The 18,598-nt window shown below is 63.0% G+C and carries 18 protein-coding genes, 2 tRNA genes and 1 pseudogene; 14 read left to right on the top strand and 7 right to left on the bottom strand.

The window, feature by feature from the left end; translation table 11 throughout:
• Nucleotides 1-43 precede the first annotated feature (43 nt).
• The 9 genes from L810_RS32265 (at nucleotide 44) to L810_RS32225 (ending at nucleotide 8,271) form a co-directional block, all read left to right on the top strand.
• Nucleotides 44-120: transfer RNA gene (locus L810_RS32265), tRNA-Val, on the top strand.
• A gap of 271 nt (nucleotides 121-391) precedes the next feature.
• Nucleotides 392-2,299, top strand: coding sequence for a threonine--tRNA ligase (gene thrS / locus L810_RS32260; protein WP_027787704.1), 1,908 nt, complete (start codon nucleotides 392-394; stop codon nucleotides 2,297-2,299).
• A gap of 49 nt (nucleotides 2,300-2,348) precedes the next feature.
• Nucleotides 2,349-2,873 (top strand): translation initiation factor IF-3, encoded by a 525-nt coding sequence (gene infC, locus L810_RS32255; RefSeq protein ID WP_071734130.1) that lies wholly within the window; start codon nucleotides 2,349-2,351, stop codon nucleotides 2,871-2,873.
• Nucleotides 2,874-3,062: 189 nt separating this feature from the next.
• Nucleotides 3,063-3,260, top strand: a complete 198-nt coding sequence (gene rpmI, locus L810_RS32250) for a 50S ribosomal protein L35 (RefSeq protein WP_004191477.1) — start codon at nucleotides 3,063-3,065, stop codon at nucleotides 3,258-3,260.
• 30 nt (nucleotides 3,261-3,290) lie between these two features.
• A complete protein-coding gene (rplT, locus tag L810_RS32245) occupies nucleotides 3,291-3,650 on the top strand; it encodes a 50S ribosomal protein L20 (RefSeq protein WP_004192938.1) in 360 nt (119 codons plus the stop codon).
• A gap of 148 nt (nucleotides 3,651-3,798) precedes the next feature.
• Nucleotides 3,799-4,812, top strand: coding sequence for a phenylalanine--tRNA ligase subunit alpha (pheS, locus tag L810_RS32240; protein ID WP_021162419.1), 1,014 nt, complete (start codon nucleotides 3,799-3,801; stop codon nucleotides 4,810-4,812).
• Nucleotides 4,813-4,908: 96 nt separating this feature from the next.
• Nucleotides 4,909-7,338: a phenylalanine--tRNA ligase subunit beta gene (pheT, locus tag L810_RS32235; protein ID WP_021162418.1), complete on the top strand. Its 2,430-nt coding sequence runs from the start codon at nucleotides 4,909-4,911 to the stop codon at nucleotides 7,336-7,338.
• Nucleotides 7,339-7,408: 70 nt separating this feature from the next.
• A complete protein-coding gene (locus L810_RS32230; RefSeq protein ID WP_006486093.1) occupies nucleotides 7,409-7,795 on the top strand; it encodes an integration host factor subunit alpha in 387 nt (128 codons plus the stop codon).
• A gap of 62 nt (nucleotides 7,796-7,857) precedes the next feature.
• Complete coding sequence (locus L810_RS32225; RefSeq protein WP_042977025.1) at nucleotides 7,858-8,271, top strand: MerR family transcriptional regulator; 414 nt, start codon at nucleotides 7,858-7,860, stop codon at nucleotides 8,269-8,271.
• Nucleotides 8,272-8,352: 81 nt separating this feature from the next.
• On the opposite strand, the gene L810_RS32220 is transcribed toward L810_RS32225, so the two are convergent.
• Entirely contained in the window at nucleotides 8,353-10,563 is a 2,211-nt protein-coding gene (locus L810_RS32220; RefSeq protein WP_042977031.1) for a lipoprotein, read from the bottom strand.
• A 345-nt stretch (nucleotides 10,564-10,908) separates the two neighbouring features.
• Nucleotides 10,909-11,787, bottom strand: a complete 879-nt coding sequence (locus tag L810_RS32215) for a tyrosine-protein phosphatase (RefSeq protein ID WP_021162414.1) — start codon at nucleotides 11,785-11,787, stop codon at nucleotides 10,909-10,911.
• A 335-nt stretch (nucleotides 11,788-12,122) separates the two neighbouring features.
• Between L810_RS32215 and L810_RS32210 the strand changes: the two genes are divergently transcribed.
• The 4 genes from L810_RS32210 to L810_RS32195 all read left to right on the top strand — a co-directional run bounded on the left by L810_RS32210 (nucleotide 12,123) and on the right by L810_RS32195 (nucleotide 15,236).
• Nucleotides 12,123-12,836 carry a class I SAM-dependent methyltransferase gene (locus L810_RS32210; RefSeq protein ID WP_021162412.1) on the top strand — a complete coding sequence of 238 codons (714 nt, stop codon included), beginning with the start codon at nucleotides 12,123-12,125 and terminating at the stop codon, nucleotides 12,834-12,836.
• Between the two features lie 161 nt (nucleotides 12,837-12,997).
• A tRNA-Pro gene (locus tag L810_RS32205) sits at nucleotides 12,998-13,074 on the top strand.
• A gap of 140 nt (nucleotides 13,075-13,214) precedes the next feature.
• Nucleotides 13,215-14,423 carry an outer membrane protein assembly factor BamC gene (gene bamC / locus L810_RS32200; protein WP_021162411.1) on the top strand — a complete coding sequence of 403 codons (1,209 nt, stop codon included), beginning with the start codon at nucleotides 13,215-13,217 and terminating at the stop codon, nucleotides 14,421-14,423.
• Nucleotides 14,424-14,945: 522 nt separating this feature from the next.
• On the top strand, nucleotides 14,946-15,236 hold the full coding sequence (locus L810_RS32195; RefSeq protein ID WP_021162410.1) for a putative quinol monooxygenase: 291 nt from the start codon (nucleotides 14,946-14,948) through the stop codon (nucleotides 15,234-15,236).
• A 40-nt stretch (nucleotides 15,237-15,276) separates the two neighbouring features.
• Here the strand turns inward: L810_RS32195 and L810_RS32190 are convergent, their stop codons facing one another.
• From L810_RS32190 to L810_RS32180, 3 genes are all read right to left on the bottom strand, one after another.
• Nucleotides 15,277-15,534: a hypothetical protein gene (locus L810_RS32190; RefSeq protein ID WP_021162409.1), complete on the bottom strand. Its 258-nt coding sequence runs from the start codon at nucleotides 15,532-15,534 to the stop codon at nucleotides 15,277-15,279.
• 135 nt (nucleotides 15,535-15,669) lie between these two features.
• Nucleotides 15,670-15,948 carry a hypothetical protein gene (locus L810_RS32185; RefSeq protein WP_011351789.1) on the bottom strand — a complete coding sequence of 93 codons (279 nt, stop codon included), beginning with the start codon at nucleotides 15,946-15,948 and terminating at the stop codon, nucleotides 15,670-15,672.
• Nucleotides 15,949-16,172: 224 nt separating this feature from the next.
• The gene (locus tag L810_RS32180; RefSeq protein WP_021162408.1) at nucleotides 16,173-16,889 is read right to left on the bottom strand and encodes a YdcF family protein; all 717 of its coding nucleotides are present in this window, start codon (nucleotides 16,887-16,889) and stop codon (nucleotides 16,173-16,175) included.
• A 157-nt stretch (nucleotides 16,890-17,046) separates the two neighbouring features.
• Here L810_RS32180 and L810_RS32175 point away from each other — a divergent pair, with 157 nt between their 5' ends.
• Nucleotides 17,047-17,364: a hypothetical protein gene (locus tag L810_RS32175; RefSeq protein WP_011351791.1), complete on the top strand. Its 318-nt coding sequence runs from the start codon at nucleotides 17,047-17,049 to the stop codon at nucleotides 17,362-17,364.
• Nucleotides 17,365-17,554: 190 nt separating this feature from the next.
• Here L810_RS32175 and L810_RS46055 read toward each other — a convergent pair whose 3' ends face one another.
• On the bottom strand, nucleotides 17,555-17,806 hold the full coding sequence (locus L810_RS46055; protein ID WP_021162407.1) for a hypothetical protein: 252 nt from the start codon (nucleotides 17,804-17,806) through the stop codon (nucleotides 17,555-17,557).
• A gap of 197 nt (nucleotides 17,807-18,003) precedes the next feature.
• A pseudogene (locus tag L810_RS32165) lies at nucleotides 18,004-18,399 on the bottom strand (transposase); the annotation flags it as partial.
• Nucleotides 18,400-18,598: the final 199 nt, after the last annotated feature.

Raw genomic sequence — 18,598 nt, 5'->3', positions numbered from 1 at the left:
ACTTGCCAAGTCGGTAACGGCTCCATATAATCTTAGCTTCTCTAGGCTCGTAGCTCAGCTGGTTAGAGCACCACCTTGACATGGTGGGGGTCGTTGGTTCGAGTCCAATCGAGCCTACCAACGAATTGAGAATGCCCGGTCTCCGGGTGTTCGATGCAGTAAATAACTCAACGCGAACAAGGCGAATACGGTTATGACACCGCGAACGTTGACCGAAACCTTTTCGGAGCGACGCTAGTCGAGGAACCCTTTCGCCCTTTCAGTCTGAGTGAAGTATCGAATGCGGCCCCTCGAAAGCGGGGCCGCATTTTTTTTGTCGCGAAATTTTCCCGCGCGATTTTCATGTCGCGTACCTGGTCTGCCGCCCACTGTCGGCATCACGGAGATTGCTATGGTTTCGATACGCTTGCCTGACGGCTCAGTTCGACAATACGAGCATCCGGTGACAGTTGCCGAGGTTGCAGCCTCGATCGGTCCCGGCCTTGCGAAGGCTGCGCTTGGTGGCAAGCTCGATGGCGAGCTCGTCGATACGTCGGCCGTGATCGACCGCGACGCGTCGCTCGCGATCGTGACCGACAAGGATGCCGACGGCCTCGACATCATCCGCCACTCGACGGCGCACTTGCTCGCATACGCGGTGAAGGAACTGTATCCGGACGCGCAGGTGACGATCGGCCCGGTGATCGACAACGGCTTCTATTACGACTTCTCGTACAATCGTCCGTTTACGCCTGAAGATCTGGAGAAGATCGAAAAGCGCATGCAGGAACTCGCGAAGAAGGACGAGCCCGTGACGCGCCGTGTCGTGTCGCGCGACGAAGCGGCGGGCTACTTCCGTAGCATCGGCGAGAAGTACAAGGCCGAGATCATCGAATCGATTCCGCAAAGCGACGAAATCAAGCTGTATTCGCACGGCGGCTTTACCGATCTGTGCCGCGGCCCGCACGTGCCGTCGACGGGCAAGCTGAAGGTCTTCAAGCTGATGAAGGTCGCGGGCGCGTACTGGCGCGGCGATTCGAAGAACGAGCAGCTGCAGCGTATCTACGGCACGGCCTGGACGAAGAAGGAAGACCAGGACCAGTACCTGCACATGCTCGAGGAAGCGGAAAAGCGCGACCACCGCAAGCTCGGCAAGCAGCTCGACCTGTTCCACATGCAGGAAGAGTCGCCGGGCATGGTGTTCTGGCATCCGAAGGGTTGGGCACTGTGGCAGCAGGTCGAGCAGTACATGCGCCGCCGCGTGAACGAAGCCGGCTACCTCGAGATCAAGACGCCGATGATCATGGACCGCTCGCTGTGGGAAGCGTCGGGCCACTGGCAGAACTACCGCGAGAACATGTTCACGACGGAGTCGGAGAAGCGCGACTACGCGATCAAGCCGATGAACTGCCCGGGTCACGTCCAGGTGTTCAAGCACGGCTTGCGCTCGTATCGCGACCTGCCGCTGCGCTACGCGGAATTCGGTTCGTGCCACCGCAACGAGGCATCGGGCGCGCTGCACGGCCTGATGCGCGTGCGCGGCTTCGTGCAGGACGATGCGCACATCTTCTGTACGGAAGACCAGTTCATCTCGGAGTCGATCGCGTTCAATACGCTGGCGATGAGCGTGTACAAGGACTTCGGTTTCGATCACATCGACATCAAGCTGTCGCTGCGCCCGGATCAGCGTGCGGGCACGGACGAGACGTGGGATCGCGCCGAGCAGGGCCTGCGCGACGCACTGACCGCCTGCGGTCTGACGTGGGAAGAACTGCCGGGTGAAGGCGCGTTCTACGGTCCGAAGATCGAGTACCACATCAAGGATGCGCTCGGTCGTTCGTGGCAGTGCGGTACGCTGCAGCTCGACATGGTGCTGCCGGAACGCCTCGGCGCCGAGTATGTCGCCGACGACAGCAGCCGTCGCCGGCCGGTGATGTTGCACCGTGCGATCGTCGGTTCGATGGAGCGTTTCCTCGGCATTTTGATCGAGCACCACGCTGGTGCAATGCCTGCCTGGCTCGCGCCGTTCCAGGCAGTTGTGCTCAATATCGCCGAAAGTCAGGCCGAATATGCGCAATCTCTGGCCCAATCGTTGCAAAAACAAGGGGTTAGAGTGACGGCCGATTTGCGCAATGAGAAGATTAGCTATAAAATACGCGAGCACACGCTGGAAAAGGTGCCTTATCTCCTCGTCGTGGGTGATAAGGAGCGTGATGCGCAAACGGTAGCCGTGCGTGCCCGTGGCGGCGTCGATCTTGGCGTGATGCCGGTCGAAGCCTTCGTTGAGCGTCTGCAGGAAGACCTGCGCTCGTTCAAGTAACCGCCCTGGCAGCGCGGCTCGTTTTTTTAATTTTTAGAGGAAACGTAACATCGCTACTGATAAGTCGTCGCATCGCATCAACGGTGAAATCACTGCGCCGGAAGTGCGTCTGGTCGGGATCGAGAACGAACCGCTCGGTATCGTAAAACTCGCTGATGCTTTCCGTAAATCGGAAGAACTGGATGTTGACCTGGTGGAAATCGCGCCGCAAGCGGTTCCCCCGGTTTGCCGTCTGATGGATTACGGCAAGTTCAAGTACCAGGAATCGAAGAAGCAGCACGAAGCGAAGCTGAAGCAGAAGGTCATCCAGGTCAAGGAAGTCAAGTTCCGCCCGGGTACCGATGACGGGGATTACAACGTCAAGCTTCGCAATCTCGTGCGCTTCCTCGAAGAAGGCGACAAGACGAAGATCACGTTGCGTTTCCGCGGTCGCGAAATGGCTCACCAGGAAATCGGTATGCGGATGCTTGAGCGTCTGCGCACGGATCTCGAGGAAGTCGGCCAGGTCGAGCAGATGCCGAAGATGGAAGGGCGCCAGATGATCATGGTGCTCTCGCCGAAGAAAAAGAAGTAACGGGCCCGCGCGCTTCGCGCGCAGGTTCGCAGTGGTTCGGCGCGTTGCCCGGTCAGGGCAACGCGCCAGCAATGACGGCGGCTGCGCAAGCGGTTCGCCGTACACAAGTGGACTGGGTTTCGAAGGGCGGGTCAAGGGCGCAAGCCAACCGCACACCCATCGCCATCTAATAAACTGGAGTTGTTCGTCATGCCTAAGATGAAGACCAAGAAGAGCGCTGCAAAGCGCTTCGTGGTGCGTCCGGGCGGTACCGTCAAGCGCGGTCAAGCCTTCAAGCGTCACATCCTGACCAAGAAAACCACGAAGAACAAGCGCCACCTGCGCGGCGCAACGGCAGTTCATGATTCCGATCTGAACTCCGTCCGCGCAATGCTGCCGTTCGCGTAACCCCTCAATCGATACTCTAAGGAGAGAAACATGCCTCGAGTCAAACGTGGGGTAACCGCACGGGCCCGCCACAAGAAGATCATCAACCTGGCCAAGGGTTATCGCGGTCGCCGCAATAACGTCTACCGCATCGCCAAGCAGGCGGTGATGCGCGCTGGTCAGTACGCATATCGCGATCGTCGCAACAAGAAGCGTGTGTTCCGCGCACTGTGGATTACGCGTATCAACGCGGCGGTTCGTCAGCACGACATGACCTACAGCGTGTTCATCAATGGCCTGAAGAAGGCGTCGATCGAACTCGACCGTAAGGTGCTGGCTGACATGGCGGTGTTCGACAAGGCTGCTTTTGCTGCGATCGTCAAGCAGGTGAAAGCCGCCGTTGCAGCCTAATTGCGAAATTAGCACTGCGTGGTTAGTTGCAGCGATGCTCCGGTAGTTTCGGCCGCTGCAGCGAAAACGGGGCTCTTCCGAGCCCCTTTTTTGTTTGGTGTGCGATTTCGCTCGCCAAGACCGAATGACGTTGGAAATGATGGGATCTATGGATCTGGACCAGATTGTCGCCGACGCGCAGCAGTCCTTCGAACAGGCTGCCGACATCACCACGCTCGAAAACGAGAAAGCACGATTTCTCGGCAAGTCGGGTGCGCTGACCGAGTTGCTGAAGGGCCTCGGCAAGCTCGATCCCGAAGCACGCAAGACCGAAGGCGCACGCATCAACGTCGCGAAGCAGCAGGTTGAAGCCGCGCTGACCGCACGCCGTCAGGCACTGGCCGACGCGCTGCTGAACCAGCGCCTCGCCGCCGAGTCGATCGACGTGACGTTGCCGGGCCGCGGCGCCGGTGCAGGCAGCCTGCACCCCGTGATGCGCACGTGGGAGCGTGTCGAACAGATTTTCGGCTCGATCGGCTTCGATGTGGCAGACGGCCCCGAAATCGAGACCGACTGGTACAACTTCACATCGCTGAACAGTCCGGAGAACCATCCGGCGCGTTCGATGCAGGACACCTTCTACGTCGAAGGCAAGGATGCCGACGGCCGCCAGCTGCTGCTGCGCACGCACACGAGCCCGATGCAGGTGCGTTACGCGCGCATGAATCGTCCGCCGATCAAGGTGATCGCGCCGGGCCGCACGTATCGCGTCGACAGCGATGCGACCCACTCGCCGATGTTCAATCAGGTCGAGGGGCTGTGGATCGACGAAAACATCAGCTTCGCCGATCTCAAGGGCGTCTATACCGACTTCCTGAAAAAATTCTTCGAGCGCGACGACATCCTCGTGCGCTTCCGTCCGTCGTATTTCCCGTTCACGGAACCGTCGGCCGAGATCGACATGATGTTCGAGCAAGGCAAGAACGCCGGCAAGTGGCTCGAGATTTCCGGTTCGGGGCAGGTGCATCCGACCGTGATTCGCAACATGGGCCTCGATCCCGAGCGCTACATCGGCTTTGCGTTCGGCAGCGGCCTCGAGCGCCTGACGATGCTGCGCTACGGCGTCCAGGATCTCCGGCTGTTCTTCGAGAACGACCTGCGTTTCCTGCGCCAGTTCGCGTAACGCCGCGCGCCGCGCCGACCTGTGCCCGTGCACGCCCCGACGGACGATCCGGCGGGGCCCGGGCGTCGATCTAACCTGTTTCGAACGTAGACATCCATGCAATTCCCTGAATCCTGGTTGAGAACCTTTGTCGACCCGCAGCTGACGACCGACGAACTGTCGCACGCGCTGACGATGGCGGGGCTCGAAGTCGAATCGCTGAGCAAGGCTGCGCCGCCGACGTCGAAGATCGTCGTCGGCCGCGTGCTCGAAGTCGTCAAGCATCCGGATGCGGACAAGCTCAATGTCTGCCAGGTCGATGCCGGCACCGGCGCGACGCTGAATATCGTCTGCGGTGCACCGAACGTCGCACCCGGCATCAAGGTGCCGGTCGCGCTGGTCGGCGCGGAACTGCCGCCGGCGGAAGAGGGTGGCAAGCCGTTCGCGATCAAGCTGTCGAAGCTGCGCGGCGTGGAGAGCCAGGGGATGCTGTGCTCGGCACGTGAACTGAAGCTGTCCGAGGATCACAGCGGCCTGCTGGTGCTGCCGGAAGATACGCCGGTCGGCCAGGACATCCGCGAGACGCTCAATCTCGACGACACGATCTTCGAAATCAAGCTGACGCCGAACAAGGCCGACTGCCTGTCCGTGTTCGGCATTGCGCGCGAGACGGCCGCGATCACCGGTGCGCCGCTGACGCCGGTCGATATCCGCCCGGTGCGCGTCGAACTCGACGAAACGCTGCCGGTGCGCATCGCCGCTCCCGATCTGTGCGGTCGCTTCTCGGGTCGCGTGATCCGCGGCGTGAACGCGCGTGCGAAGACCCCGCAGTGGATGGTCGAGCGCCTCGAGCGCTCCGGCCAGCGCAGCGTATCGGCGCTCGTCGACATCTCGAACTACGTGATGTTCGAGCTCGGCCGCCCGTCGCACGTGTTCGATCTCGACAAGATCCACGGTGGCATCGAGGTGCGCTGGGGCAAGCGCGGCGAATCGCTGAAGCTGCTCAACGGCAACACGGTCGAACTCGACGAAACGGTCGGCGTCATTTCGGATGACCGCCAGGTCGAGAGCCTGGCCGGCATCATGGGCGGCGACAGCACGGCCGTCACGCTCGATACGACCAACATCTACCTGGAAGCCGCGTTCTGGTGGCCGGACAGCATCCGCGGCCGCGCGCGCAAGTACAACTTCTCGACCGATGCGGCCCATCGCTTCGAGCGCGGCGTCGATTACGCGACGACCGTCGAGCACGTCGAGCGCATTACGCAACTGATTCTCGAGATCTGCGGCGGCAAGGCCGGCCCGGTCGACGATCAGTCCGTGAACCTGCCGCAGCGCGCGCCGGTGAAGATGCGCGTGTCGCGCGCGAACCGCATCATCGGTGTGCAGATCGGCGCCGACGAGATCGCCAGCATCTTCACGCGCCTCGGCCTGCCGTTCGAGCGTGAAGACGACGCGTTCCTCGTCACGCCGCCGTCGCATCGCTTCGACATCGAGATCGAGGAAGACCTGATCGAGGAGGTCGCGCGGATCTACGGCTTCGAGAAGATCCCGGCGCGTCCGCCGGTCGCGACGAGCGAAATGCGCGCGACCAACGAGACGCGGCGTTCGATCCACGATGTCCGTCACGCGCTTGCCGCGCGCGACTACGCGGAAACCGTCAACTTCAGCTTCGTCGATGCGGAGTGGGAGCAGGATTTCGCGGGCAACGACCAGCCGATCCGCCTGCTGAACCCGATCGCGAGCCAGCTCTCGGTGATGCGCACGACGCTGTTCGGCAGCCTGATTTCCGTGCTGCGCCACAACCTGAACCGCCGCGCAGATCGCGTGCGCGTGTTCGAGGCTGGCCGCGTGTTCCTCGCCGATGCGTCGGCGAAGGCCGGTGAGCTGACGGTCGAGGGCTACGTGCAGCCGAAGCGCGTCGGTGCGCTTGCTTATGGCCCGGTGCTCGACGAGCAGTGGGGCGTGACGACCCGTGCGGTCGATTTCTTCGACGTGAAGGGCGATCTCGAGGCGCTGCTTGCGCCGGCAGCTGCACGCTTCGTGAAGGCGGAGCATCCGGCCCTCCATCCGGGGCGCAGCGCGCGCATCGAAGTCGACGGCCGTGCGGTTGGCTGGATCGGTGAGTTGCACCCGCGCCTGATGCAGAAGTACGAGTTGCCGCACGCTCCGGTGATGTTCGACATCGACGCGGACGCGCTGATTGCGCGTGCGTTGCCCACGCCGACCGAGGTGTCGAAATTCCCGCCGGTTCGTCGCGATATCGCCGTTGTCGTCGATCAGGCGGTCGAGGTTCAGGCACTTTTCGACGAAATGAAGAAGGCGCTTGCCGAAGAGGCCTGCCGATTCGTTCAGAAGGTTGTACTCTTCGACGAATTTCGTGCAAAATCAAATACTTCCGGTGGCCTTGCCGCGCACGAGAAGAGCCTTGCCTTCCGCGTGACGCTGCAGGACGCGGCTGGCACGCTACAGGACGAGGTCGTCGATCAGGCGATTCAGGCGCTGGTCGAGCGGATGGCTCGCGCCGGTGCGCGCCTGCGCGGCTAAGGAGGAGGTCCGCCCGCTCGCGGGCGGCCTTTTCCGATCGTAATTTGATTTAACGCGCTGTATGGCAGATATGAACGACATGACCTCGAGTGAATTCGAAGCCCTCCTGACGGCGCAACGCAGCGCCATGAACCGCGATGCTTCGGCGCCGGCGTCCACCGAGACGCCCACGCTGACGAAAGCGGAACTGGCGGAGTTGCTGTTCGACAGCGTCGGGCTGAACAAGCGTGAAGCGAAGGACATGGTCGAGGCGTTTTTCGAGGTGATTCGCGACGCGCTCGAAAACGGCGAAAGCGTCAAGCTGTCGGGGTTCGGTAATTTCCAGCTGCGCGACAAGCCGCAGCGTCCGGGCCGCAATCCGAAGACGGGCGAGGCGATTCCGATCGCGGCCCGCCGGGTGGTAACCTTCCACGCGAGCCAGAAGCTGAAGGCGCTGGTCGAAAACGGCGCGGAGTAAGCCCCCGCGCGCTGACGTCCCCGCGCGGCCGCCGCGCACCCTTTACCGACGGTTAACCGACGATGACCACTACGGTTGAGAAAGTCGTCTTGCCTCCGATTCCCGCGAAGCGCTACTTCACGATCGGTGAAGTCAGCGAGCTGTGCGGGGTCAAGCCGCATGTGCTGCGTTATTGGGAACAGGAATTTACTCAACTGCGGCCGGTGAAGCGGCGTGGCAATCGTCGGTATTACCAGCACCATGAAGTGCTGCTGATCCGGCGGATTCGCGAGTTGTTGTACGAGCAGGGATTCACGATCAACGGCGCGCGCAACCGGCTCGATTCGCCGGGCGGCGAGCGGGCCGCGCCGGTACCCGTCGAGCCGGAGGTCCAGGCCGCCGATGCGCGCACACCGGGCAAGCCGGGCGCAACCGTCGACGTAATTGCATTGCGGCAGGCGCTGCTCGACGTGATCGACGGACTGAAGCACGACTGAGCGCGAAGTCCGAAGGATGAAATGAAAAGCCCGGTTGGCGACGTGCCACCGGGCTTTTTGCATGCACGTCTTACATGCACATCAACGCGATGCGAGCGGATTCTTTTGGCCCATGTCGACGACCAGCGTGCCGTCCGGCAGCATTCGCACGGAACCTTGCGCGACCTGGCTGCGGTAGCCGTACAGGTCGAAACGCATTGGGCCGGCCTCGGCCGAATTCCTGATCAGCGCGCGCACGTTCAGTTCGAGCACGTTGAACATCTTCATGTCGCCGCCTTCCATCCACATGTAGCTCGGCGCATCGATCTGCGGCCGTTGCGGCGCAGGCGCGCCCGCCTGACGCCTGAACGTGAGGCGCAGCCCGTCGCGCTCGACGGTTGCCTGGCCGAGCTTGCCGTTCAGCACGGGGGGCGGGAACACGGTGTACTGGTCGAGCACGAGCGTGTCGCCGCGCAGTTCCGCGCCGCGACGCTGCAACGGCGTCAGCGAAGCGAGTTCGATGCCGAGCGAACGCAGCAGCTTCGCCTGCGGAATCCCGAGCACCGACACCTGGGATGGCTTGAACGCAAGATGCCGGTCGTCGAGCACGGACAGCGAGCCCTTCATGTCGGTCGGCAGCCAGACGCCCGGCACATGGTTCCACAGCTTGATGCCGCCCTGGACACGCAGGTTCGTGCCGTCCGCGCTCAGCTGCAGGTCGTTGAGCGAGCGCGGCGAGTAGTCGAGCAGATAGTTGTTGAAGAGCGCGGACATCGCCTTCCACGATTCGACCACCGTGCCGCCGAGAATCCGGATGTCGTACTGGTTTGGGTCGTCGAGATCGACGGGTTCGCCGGGCCGCTTCGATACGAGTTCCACGTCGAGATCCTCGACGTGAAAGCCGATATCCCCGGACAGGTTGAAATCGACGTTGCGCAGATGGATCGTCGGGTTGCGATTCGACACGTGCCGCTCGTTGAACGGCGTGGTCGACGTGCGCCGCATGGCGACCTTCTGCATGCCGGGGTGAGTGGCGTTCGCCGCGAGTGCGTAGGCTTCCCAGTGCTGGCGTATGTCACGCAGCGCAGTCTGCTGCGCGGCGAGGAAGCTGTCGTTCAGGCGCGCGGCCGCGTTGCCGAGCAGCGCGCCGCTGGCCGGGCCCGTGTACGAAGGCATCCGGATCGCCATCGCACCGCTTTCGTCGAAATTGAAGTAGCCGGCCGACACCTGGTCGCGATAGTGGTACAGGTCGAACACGAAAGTCTGGTCGCGCTTCGCCGGATCGACCGGGCCGATCAGGATGTCCGCGTTCATCGGCATCGAGCGCATGAACTTCACATCGCCGCCTCGAATGTACATGGCCTGCTGGGGCGCATTCGCAGGCATCGCGAAGCCGGCGTGCGTGCCGTCGTCGAGCTTCAGGTCGAGGCCGGCCGGTGTCACGCGTACCGCGGTGATCGTGAGTTTCAGGCGCGGCGGCGGCATCAGCTTGTCGACCGACATCACGAGATCGTCGCCGGCGAGTTGCGCGATCGGCGTCTGGACTTTCAGCAAGTCGGCCATCTTCACGTTGGCCGCGCGCATCACCGGCTGCGCGTTGATGCCCGATACGCGCACCCCCGTCGGATGGAACACGAGCTGGCTGCCGTCGCGGATCGCGAGCGTGCCGGTCAGCGAGAACGGCACCCAGCCGTCGCGCTGCATCTCGCCTTGGAGGTGAATCACGCCGTCGCCGGCCGACACGGCGAGCTTGCGCAGCGGCGCGTTGCGGTAGCCGAAGATGTAGGTGTTGAAGAGCGCGGTCAGCTTCGCGTTGTCGAGCGTGACCGTGCCTTCATGCACGTCGATCTCGAAACTCGTCGGATCGTCGAACACGATCGGCGCGCCGGCCTGCGTCGGCACGAGCGTGGCGGACAACTGATGGATGAAGAAGCCGAGGTTGTTGACGATACGGAAATCGACGTCGCGCAGGAACGTCATCGCGCCGTTCTGGCCCGAGTCGCGCAGCGTGAACTGGCGCGGTTGCGTCAGGCTGATCGATGCGAGCGACGGCACGGTACGTGCGAGCTGCTGCTCGCGGGCGAGGCGCTCGGCCTTGGTGCGTTCGATCTTCGTCGACGCGACCGACGTGTTGCCGTCACGCTGCGCCGACGATTCCGCGCAACCCGCACAAAGCAGCGCGAGCGCCAGCATGCCGCAGCCGAACACGCGGGATGGTCCGGGCGAGACAGGCCGGGCCGCGCGTTGCGGGCTGGAAATCCAGTCGAAAAATGCCAAAGGCGAGCGATGGCCGCGCCGGACCGCATTCCGCATCGTCTGTCTCCATGTCTTGTCGTGATCGACGGCGGTGCGCGGCACTACACGGCGCGAGCGTCGATGCCGTGCAGTGTGGCATAGCACGCTAGAGCGGCGTTACCAAACAACGGGCGCCCGGGCAGAGTGGGCCAACGTGCTGCGGGACAATGGATTCGGGGTGGTCGGGCGCGCGGATCAAACGGTCGTTTGGTTCGCGCGGCCCGCCCCAGGCGGCTTTCGTTACGACCGGGAAAACCCGCCCAGGCCTTGGCTGGTGGGGGTTCCGCCGGATACGAGGTACCGCGGCCGCTGCGATCGAAGCGCAGATGCGATCCGGCCCCGCCGAAGCGGCCCGCGGGTGGATCAGACCAGCATGTGCTGCCGGATGGTGCTCAGCGTCGTCTGGTCGAGTTGCAGGCCGTTCGCGATATACGACGTCATCGAGCCGTACGACGCGGTGACCTGATCGAATGCCGCCTGCAGATAGTCAGCGTGCGCGCCCTGCAGCGCGGTCATCATGTCTGCCGCATTTTGCCCGCCGGCTTTTTGTGCCTGGGCGATCGACGCAGAGATTTCCGACGCGCTGTAGGCGTTGGTCAACAGGTAGTCGGCGAGTATCGTCTGCCCGGAGATGCCGAGGATCGTGTGCAGAATGGCGGTGGCCCAGCCGGTGCGGTCCTTGCCGGCCGTGCAGTGGAACACCAGGTTTTCGCCGGAGGCAGCGAAGTCGGTGAAGAGTGCACGATAGCTGGCATGCGCGGAGTCCGACGTGACGAACGCACGATACATGCTCAACATGAACGCCGTCGCGGTGGCGCCGGTCGTCGGGATCGGGGTGATGCTGGCGGCTCCGAGCACGTTGAGGTTTTGCCATGTGGCACCGGCCAGCGGCGCATCCGGTTGCGTCTTGATCTCGGCGGGCGTGCGCAGGTCGCAGACCTGCCTGATGTCGAGCGTGCCGACGGTGGTGATGTCGGTGGCGGACAACGCGAGCGCGGATGACCGGTAGATCACGCCTTTCTTCATCTTTGCGCCGCTCGTCGTTACATAACCGGTTCCGTCCGCGCCGGCCGTGTCGCGAAAATTCGAAGCGGAACCCAGCCGCGGCGTCGCGACCGGCGCGACCGAAACCGAGTCGCCTCCGCATGCCGACAGAAATGACGCGCTCCCGAGCGCCGCACCTATCGTGCCGGCACCCAGTCGGAGAAAATGTCGACGGGAAATTTCGTTTTTCTGATGCATTCAATGTCCTTTGTCGGAGAAGGTTGCAAGCGGTCGCGACCGCGGTGGTGACCGACGCCGCCTCTTGTCTCGCGCGCGACGCGGCAAAGCCGGGCAGGCCGGATCGATCGGCATGCAGTCGAGCGGACCGCCCGCGCGCATCGGTCTCGCGCCGGGTAAGCGCACGTTAGCGACTTGCGGCGAATCGGCCATCGTCCTTTTCGATTAGGGCGGAATGCGGGATACCGATAGCGGATGTGCGTCGTCGACGGGTAGGATCGGTGGCAGCGGCGAGGTAAGATCGGCGGCAGTGGCTGTATCGACCAAAGTACAAGTAGCCATCACGGGGAAGCGTCATGGATCTCAAGGAAGTCGACGTACTGGGTGCGGGCGTGGGCGATCACTGGTACTACGCGTCGAAGGCGCGTGCGATCCGCCGGTTCCTGGGTGCATCGGGCGCGAACCGGATACTCGATGTCGGTGCAGGCTCCGGCTTCTTCTCGAAGCACTTGCTCGAGCGTACGCAGGCGTCGGAGGCGTGGTGTGTCGATACGAGCTACGCCGACGATACCGACGCGGAGGCAGCCGGCAAGCCCATCCATTTTCGGCGCTCCGTCGAACGATTCGATGCCGATCTCGTGTTGCTGATGGACGTGCTCGAGCATGTCGACGACGACGTCGGGTTACTCGCACGTTATGTGGCGGGCGCGCCTTCCGGAAGCCGGTTCCTGATCACGGTTCCCGCGTTCCAGTTCCTCTGGAGCGGCCATGACGATTTTCTCGAGCACAAGCGCCGATATACGCTCGGCAGTCTCGAGGACGTGGTGCGCCGCGCGGGGCTCGACGTCGAGCACGGCGCCTATTATTTCGGCCTCACGTTTCCGCTTGCGGCAGCGCTGCGGCTGGGTGAGCGGGCGCGTCGGCATCCGCGCGAGCCGGCGTCGCAATTGCGCCGTCACCATCCGTTCGTCAACGGCTTGCTCAAGACGATCTGCCGGATCGAGTTGCCCATGTTTCGCTTCAACCGCGTCGCCGGCCTGACGGTCATCTGTCTCGCGCGCAAGCGCTGACTGCGATGCGCGGGGGCCGTGCGGCCGGTGCGAAGGTCGCCGTGTCATGCACGTCGTTGGCTGCATCGGCGGCGTCACGCCAAAAAATTTCACAAGAACGTTCACAAAATGCATGTGACCCGTTCTAAATCGGAAAACTGTCTGTTATAATTTTTTTCTTTCGGGGCGTAGCGCAGCCTGGTAGCGTACCTGCATGGGGTGCAGGTGGTCGGAGGTTCAAATCCTCTCGCCCCGACCAGACAAGAACCCGCGTCAGCTTGGGCTGACGCGGGTTTTTTCTTGCCGGTCGCTTTTTTGCACATCGCGGCGCGGCCCCGGTAAAATGCAAGGTTGATCCACGGAAAGCGCCGTGATTTAGCGGAAGAGGATTCCCCGAACATGACTGATCTTCGTCTTACCATGCGGTTCGCTGCAGTGCTCGCCACCGGCGCGCTCGTCGCCGGTTGCGGTACGTCGTCGCCCACGAAAGTGGACTACAAGAGCGATTCGAAATCGAAGGAAGCGTCGCTCGCAGTGCCGCCCAACATGCTCGACGAGACGGCCGATCAGCGTTCGCTGCCGCCCCAGGGCGGCGCGACTTCCCTGTCCGCGCTTCAGCAGGTCCAGCAGGCGGCACCTGCGCTGGACACCGTTGCTCCGGCCGTGGCCGGCATGCATATCCAGCGCGACGGCACCGAGAGCTGGCTCGTGATCGACGGCAAGCAGCCGGCCGACGTCTGGACGCAGGTTCGCCGCTTCTGGCAGGAGCAGGGTTTCCTGCTCGTCGTCGACCAGCGCGACAAGGGCGTGATGGAAACCGACTGGAACGAAACCCATCCGCAGATCAACGACGGCCTGATCCGCAGCGTGATCTCGAAGGCGATGGGCAACTCGTACGTGACGGCCGAGCGCAACAAGTACCGTACGCGTCTCGATTCGGCGCCGAATGGCGGCACCTACGTGTTCATCAGCCAGAAGGGGATGCGTGAGGCGATCACGGGCGCGAACAACGATTCGAGCAAGTGGGAACCGAAGCCGAACGATCCGGCGCTCGAGACTGAATACCTGAAGCGGTTGATGGCCGTGCTCGCACAGAACGAGCAACGCGCGAAGAACGGCGAGCCGCCGATCGCGAACATCAAGGACAACACGATCCCGAAGGACAAGAAGGCGGACACCGACGCGTCGTCGAAGGCGGCTGCCGCGATTGCCGCGCAAAACGTCTCCCGCACGTCGGCGCAAGGCAACGATACGGCCGACGCGGCCGTGCCGTCGGAAGTCACGCTTGGCGAGCCGTACGACCGGTCGTGGTTGCACGTCGGTCTCGCGCTCGATCGTGCGAACTTCACGGTCGACGATCGCGATCGCACGAAGGGCCTGTATTTCGTGCGTTATGTCGATCCGAAGGATCTGACTTCGGCCGAGCAGGGCTTCTGGAGCCAGCTGTTCCACGGCAAGAAGGAAAAGCAGGCGAAGCAGTACCGTGTCAACGTGAAGGCGCTCACGGCCGACCAGACACGCGTGGCGGTCGTTGACGATTCGGGTGCGATCGACACATCGTCGCCGGCTCGCCAGATCATGGGGTTGCTCGTGAATCAGCTCCGCTGATTTCCGCGGTTTCTCCGCACCAATGAAAAGCCCGCCACATGGCGGGCTTTTTCATGGCCGCTCGCCGCGCACACATGAGAAGGGTGGTCGGTCCCTTCTCGTGACGTTACGTAACATCCGCGTGTTACGGCGGCAGAACACATGCAGCATCGTCGTCCGGATAAATTTTGTCCTTATAAATCAATGAGGTGGTTCGCGTGTGATGGCTGGCACGCAACCTGCTTTATATGTTGGAATCGTTGAAACAGGGAGGATGGCGTCAGATACCGGGGGTGCGCCGCGAGCGCCCGATCAACGGTATCGACGTCTTCGAATGCCGATGCGACAAGTGTCGGCACAACTGATGATGATCCGCGCCAGCGTGCGGATCCCGATGGCCCCGTCGCCTATCCTCGTAGGGCGACGGTTTCGCCCGCGCTTCTCTGAAGCGCGGGCTATTTTTTTGGCCGTCGTCTGGGGCCGTGCCGGCGCAGCCGGTACACGATTCGCGTATTCTCGGACTTTTCCAGATGAGGGGGTGGAATGGCGGAAATTGCAGTCGTGGCGCTGATCGTGGCGAAGCCGGGCGCCGAGGAAAAGTTGCGCGTCCAGCTCGAAGGGATCGTCGAGCCGACCCGCAACGAAGCAGGCGCGCTGCAGTACGACCTGCATCGGGATCTGAAGGAGCCCGCGCGGTTCGTATTCATCGAGCGTTGGGAAAGCGAGGAGGCGCTTGCTGCCCATGCGCGTTCCGCGCACATTCTGGCTTATCGCGAAGCGGCCGCGGACTGGATCGAGCGTTCCGAAATCCGCGTGCTGTCGAAGCTCGTCTGAGCCGGGTGGGGCGACCGGACGTGTCCGGTCGCGGGGTGCGTCAGTGCGACGTGTTGGGGACGTCGAGGATCAGGATGATCGTCCAGTCGGCGTCGCCGTCGTGATGATACTGGCGCTCGGCGACGATGAACGGTTGCTGTTTGCCTTGCGGGCCGAGGAAGAGCACGTCGCCCTCCATCGGCAGGCACTCGATCGGCGGCAGCGCGAGGAACGCGTCGGCCGAGCCGCGGGGCATCAGTTGCTTGATCTGGCGAGTGGCGGCTTCGGTCCACTCGATGTCGAGTTGAATGTTGCTCATGCTGTCCTCCGCACCGGGGTGCGCACGGGTGGAAAAATTCGGTGCGCGACTTTAGCACAGCGCACGCGCGCCGCAATCAAAAAAGCCGAACCCGGTTGCCCGGATTCGGCTTTTTCTTGTGCGGTACCGCCGAACTTACTGGCTGGCAGCGTCTGCGGCCTTGGCAGCCTTCTTGCCGGCCTTCTTCGCGGCAGCCTTGTGGTGAGCAGCCTTCTTGCCGTGGTGATGCTCTTCCTGCATCGCCGGCTGTGCGGCTTCGGCCGCTTGCTGCTGCTGCAGCGCCTGCGCGCGCTGCTCGATCTCGGAGATCTTGGCCGGATCGGTAATCGTCTTGATTTCCGTGCTCTCTTGCGCATACGCTGCGCCAGTCAGCGCCGACATCGCTACCAGGATAGCCAGGGACGTCTTCTTCATTGCTTTACCTCCGCTAAGTGGTGATGAACCCGAGTGTTGCCGTTTTGTCTGGCGACTGCAATCGAGTGCGTGTCGAGTGTAACAAAAGTGACGGATCAATGTGCATCGGATCGCGGCGGGACGCAAGGCCCCGTTGAAGTCGCGCAACACTTCGCACACTTCGTCACGCGCCTGCCATCGTCGTCGGCGCAATCATTCCCGCTCGGATTTCCCGCAGCCGTCAGTCAGAACCACCCGAGCCATCGATAGACGTGGAACTGCGCGATGCCGACCAGTTCATGCAGCGCCTGTTCGGCGTTGGCCAGGTTGCGCCAGCGCGGCAGCCAGCCCGTTTGCGCGCGCCGGCGGTTCGCATAAACGGGCTGCGGGTCGATCCCGAAGTGGCGGAAATCGAGCAATGCGCGACGCATCTGATATGACGAAGTGACGAGAATGCGCGCGTCGTCATGCTGTGAGCGTAGTATAGGAGCGGTGAATTTCGCGTTTTCGTAGGTTGTGCGGCTATCTGGTTCCAGAACGAGGTCCGCGGGAGCGACGCCTTCGGCGACGAGCTGGCGCCCGTAGACGGCCGCTTCGGTTTCTCCGTGATGCTGCGGGTCGCCGCCCGACATCACCACGGTGCAGTGTGCGGCCTGCTGCCGGCACGCGTGGTAGAGCGCCGCGACCTTGTGGATGCGGGCGGCTCCGTCAGGCGGGGGCTGCAGCCCGGCATCGGTGCGCCGTGTTCCGGCGCCGATGAGAATCAGTGTGGTCCGCCCATGCATGTCCGGGTGCTCGACAGGTACGACTCCCGCTTCGGTCCACGCGATCAGCGGCGCGGTGAGCCAGCCTGTCGCGAGCAGCCAGAGCAGCGCAACGGCGGCCATCGAGATGATTTGCCGCCGCTTGCGGCAGAGCATGAAACAGATGAAGAGAAGTACAAATGAATCGAACAGAATCAATTTGATTGGGGTATGGTGTCTTTTTATGGACGGCTGACGATCCGGCCCTGACGCGACGCCGAACGTCGGCCTCCAGAATCGGTGGCGGTATCGGCGGGCGGAGACCCCGCCCGGCGCGCCGCTTCGCATTGTCGCTGCACTTTAAGAAAGAATCGAGATGGCCACGTATTCCAACGAAGCGGTGCTCGACGCATTGAGACGAGTGCAGTACCGCCAGGTACCGTGGGCACGCCGCCCGGGCGTGTTCGAGTATCTCCGTTCGCTTGGGCTGATGGACACGGTCAGGCAGAAAACCGTAGCCCCTGCGCCGGGCTTTCACGCACCGGTCGACATTGCCGTGCTGACCGAAAGCGGCCGAGCCGAGTTCTCGCGCCTCGAGCGCGACGAGAAATTACTTTCCTGGACCGATCGCCGCATGGCCGATTACGCATTGAGCGAAGCGAGTGCCGTGGCGATTCTCGAAAGCCGCCTGTAGCGGCCGATCATTTCTCCGCACCTATCGCCCGCGCGGCAGGCGATAAAAAAAGCCCGTATCGCGAGGATACGGGCGTACCGGATACTTTTGCTGTTGCCACGCTGTGCTCATGGCAACGTTGTGACTCGCCGCATGCGGCGCAGTTCCCGGCAGCGGGCATTTTCTTTGGTGAATCCTGACATCGGCAGGACTACGGATGACGCGGTACGTCCGACGGCTGCGAGCCGATGCGCGCTCGCGCATTGCTGGCGATGTCGCCGCGCAGGTCGCCACGCGGCACGGTCTGCCGGCCGGACGGATTGGCGGCGGGTGGCTGGCGGAGCGTGTTCCGGTGATCCTGCTGGCGATGGGGCGGTTTCGCGCGATCGTCGGCGCGGGCTGGAGCGGACAACGCCAGGGAAATGACAATGCCGCATGCAACGAGCAGTGACATTGGTTTCATGGCGGGGCTCCCTTCAAGCCACGCGGCTTGTTGATATGTCGCTAAGGTAAGCGCGGGAGTGCAGGCTTGCTGTAAATATTGGTAAATAGATGTATCGCGCCACGACAACGGTAATCGACGGCACCGCAGGCGTCGCGAACAGATCGCGTCGCGGAAAGAAACCGGGCGGCCGAAGCCGCCCGATCGAGCATTCGTTACGCCATCTTGACGGGCGCGCGCCAGGATTCCGGATTGGTCCAGAAGGCGCCGCGCAGCCGGTCGCGGCTCGGCGGGGCGGGCGGCTTCGCAGCACTCGCACCGATGCGCCCGCGCAGGGAGATCTGCCGGCCGCTCGTGCCGAGTCGCTTCACGATTTCGGCGAGCGTGCCGTCCGCCTGCCATTCGTCGAAGCGACGGCGGCAAGTCGGCGGTGACGGATAGCGGCCCGGCAGCTTCGACCAGCCTTCGCCCGTCGACAGCACCCACAGCACGGCGTTCACCACCGAGCGGGCTTCCACGCGGGGGCGGCCGCGCCGCTCACTCCGTGCGGGTTCCGAGCAAAACAGACCTTCGACCAGCGCCCACTCGTTATCTCTCAAATCGTCGAACAGCATCATGTCCTCACCTCAGCGAAGCTAACTCCGGTGCGCTGCCCTGCGCCGCGCACTCTTCAAGCACTCGATCGTCGAGTGCCGGGTGGGGGCGTCCGGTTGGCCGGCAGCGGCGTTTCTGCTCTTCCGTCCGACGAAACCTGCGCCCTGTGCGCCAGGTGATGCACGAAGCGTGCCATGTCGGAGGTAATTCCCTCGAGAG

This window comes from Burkholderia sp. AU4i, assembly GCF_000466765.1.
Classification (GTDB): Bacteria; Pseudomonadota; Gammaproteobacteria; order Burkholderiales; family Burkholderiaceae; genus Burkholderia; species Burkholderia cepacia.
This window is presented reverse-complemented; position numbering and strand designations above follow the sequence as displayed.

What these genes read in the sequence shown, in the direction of transcription:
- L810_RS32230 (WP_006486093.1), top strand. Translation starts at nt 7,409, where the DNA reads ATGAACGACATGACCTCGAGTGAATTCGAAGCCCTCCTGACGGCGCAA.
- L810_RS32190 (WP_021162409.1), bottom strand. Translation starts at nt 15,534, where the DNA reads ATGAGCAACATTCAACTCGACATCGAGTGGACCGAAGCCGCCACTCGC.
- thrS (WP_027787704.1), top strand. Translation starts at nt 392, where the DNA reads ATGGTTTCGATACGCTTGCCTGACGGCTCAGTTCGACAATACGAGCAT.
- L810_RS32185 (WP_011351789.1), bottom strand. Translation starts at nt 15,948, where the DNA reads ATGAAGAAGACGTCCCTGGCTATCCTGGTAGCGATGTCGGCGCTGACT.
- rplT (WP_004192938.1), top strand. Translation starts at nt 3,291, where the DNA reads ATGCCTCGAGTCAAACGTGGGGTAACCGCACGGGCCCGCCACAAGAAG.
- pheS (WP_021162419.1), top strand. Translation starts at nt 3,799, where the DNA reads ATGGATCTGGACCAGATTGTCGCCGACGCGCAGCAGTCCTTCGAACAG.
- L810_RS32220 (WP_042977031.1), bottom strand. Translation starts at nt 10,563, where the DNA reads ATGCGGAATGCGGTCCGGCGCGGCCATCGCTCGCCTTTGGCATTTTTC.
- bamC (WP_021162411.1), top strand. Translation starts at nt 13,215, where the DNA reads ATGACTGATCTTCGTCTTACCATGCGGTTCGCTGCAGTGCTCGCCACC.
- L810_RS32225 (WP_042977025.1), top strand. Translation starts at nt 7,858, where the DNA reads ATGACCACTACGGTTGAGAAAGTCGTCTTGCCTCCGATTCCCGCGAAG.
- L810_RS32215 (WP_021162414.1), bottom strand. Translation starts at nt 11,787, where the DNA reads ATGCATCAGAAAAACGAAATTTCCCGTCGACATTTTCTCCGACTGGGT.
- L810_RS32175 (WP_011351791.1), top strand. Translation starts at nt 17,047, where the DNA reads ATGGCCACGTATTCCAACGAAGCGGTGCTCGACGCATTGAGACGAGTG.
- L810_RS32210 (WP_021162412.1), top strand. Translation starts at nt 12,123, where the DNA reads ATGGATCTCAAGGAAGTCGACGTACTGGGTGCGGGCGTGGGCGATCAC.
- pheT (WP_021162418.1), top strand. Translation starts at nt 4,909, where the DNA reads ATGCAATTCCCTGAATCCTGGTTGAGAACCTTTGTCGACCCGCAGCTG.
- L810_RS46055 (WP_021162407.1), bottom strand. Translation starts at nt 17,806, where the DNA reads ATGAAACCAATGTCACTGCTCGTTGCATGCGGCATTGTCATTTCCCTG.
- L810_RS32195 (WP_021162410.1), top strand. Translation starts at nt 14,946, where the DNA reads ATGGCGGAAATTGCAGTCGTGGCGCTGATCGTGGCGAAGCCGGGCGCC.
- rpmI (WP_004191477.1), top strand. Translation starts at nt 3,063, where the DNA reads ATGCCTAAGATGAAGACCAAGAAGAGCGCTGCAAAGCGCTTCGTGGTG.